Source organism: Pseudophaeobacter profundi, from assembly GCF_029697505.1.
GTDB lineage: Bacteria > Pseudomonadota > Alphaproteobacteria > Rhodobacterales > Rhodobacteraceae > Pseudophaeobacter > Pseudophaeobacter profundi.
The window spans coordinates 1-1498 of record NZ_JARJEF010000032.1 but is presented as its reverse complement, the minus strand read 5'-3'; the positions used below and the strand labels follow the sequence as shown (position 1 = coordinate 1498).

Genomic DNA, 1498 nt, shown 5'->3' with positions numbered 1-1498 from the left:
CTTTTGTACCTTTGGTGTTCCAGCCAGGGGAAGCCTTTCAATTCGATTGGAGCGAAGACTGGGGCAATATCGGTGGTGAGCGGGTCAAGCTTCAGGTCGCTCATATCAAGCTGTCACATAGCCGAGCCTTCTTGGTCCGCGCTTATCCGCTGCAAACCCATGAGATGTTATTCGACGCCCATTGGCATGCATTCCGCGTGTTTGGTGGTGTGCCGGGCCGTGGCATCTACGATAACATGAAGACGGCCGTAGACCGCGTTGGGAAAGGTAAGCAGCGCGACATCAACGCACGCTTCAAAGCGATGGCCAGCCACTACGTGTTTGAGCCTGAGTTTTGCAATCCAGCCGCAGGGTGGGAGAAGGGTCAGGTTGAGAAGAACGTGCAGGATGCACGCAATCGCATGTGGCAGGTCATGCCAGTCTTTGCCGATCTGGAAGAACTGAATCAGTGGCTCGAAGGTCGCTGCATCGCGCTTTGGACAGAGACGCCGCATAAAGCTCTGCCAGGCTCCATCGCCGACGCGTGGGAGGCCGAGAGACCCATGCTGATGGCCCCGCCGCCAGCATTCGACGGCTTCATAGAACACAGCAAACGTGTATCACCTACATGTCTGATCACTTTTGAACGGAACCGCTACAGCGTGCCTGCCAGCTTTGCGAACCGCCGTGTGAGCCTGCATGTTTATCCAAAAAAGCTGGTCATCGTGGCTGAAGGGCAAACGATTTGTGAGCATGCACGGATTATTGAGCGGTCACATCGCAAGCCCGGCAAGGTCGTCTATGACTGGCGACACTATCTGGCTGTTATCCAACGCAAACCGGGCGCACTTCGCAACGGGGCACCCTTCACGGAGATGCCCGCAGTCTTCCGCCAACTCCAAGATCACATGCTACGCAAGGACGGCGGCGACCGGGAAATGGTCGATGTCCTGTCGTTGGTTTTGCAACACAATGAAGAGGATGTTTTGCGGTCAGTGGAGCTGGCACTCGAAGCCGGCGTTCCCACCAAGACGCACATCCTAAACCTGCTCCACCGATTGATCGACCGCAAATTGACGGATCACCCAGAGATCGACCCGCCAGACGCATTGGCCCTGCAAATAACGCCAGAGGCCAACGTAGATCGCTATGACGGCCTGAGGCAGGCCGGGGAGAAACACCATGCGTCATGACCCAGCAGGAGCATCCATCGTAATCATGTTGCGCAGCCTCAAGCTCTACGGCATGGCAAACGCGGTCGAAGACCTGGTCGCCCAAGGTGCGCCGGCGTTCGGAGCCGCAACCCCGATGTTGTCACAACTGCTCAAAGCTGAGATCGCGGAGCGCGAGGTGCGTTCAATCGCCTACCATACGAAAGTGGCGCGCTTCCCTGCATACAAGGACCTTACAGGCTTCGACTTCTCTTCAAGCGAGATCAATGAAGCCACTGTGCGGCAGCTGCACCGATGCGAGTTCGTTGAAAGCGCAGAGAATGTCGTGCTGATCGGCGGTCCAGGAA

2 protein-coding genes are annotated in these 1498 nt (G+C 56.8%); both read left to right on the top strand.

All coding sequences use genetic code 11. The annotated features are described in order from the left end of the window. The coding region (gene istA / locus P2081_RS20150; protein ID WP_278924573.1) for an IS21 family transposase at positions 1–1172 on the top strand (1172 nt) is incomplete at its 5' end. Continuing rightward, positions 1162–1498: ATP-binding protein (locus tag P2081_RS20145; protein WP_278924572.1), on the top strand; the 337-nt coding region annotated here is incomplete at its 3' end. The genes istA and P2081_RS20145, both read left to right, overlap by 11 nt.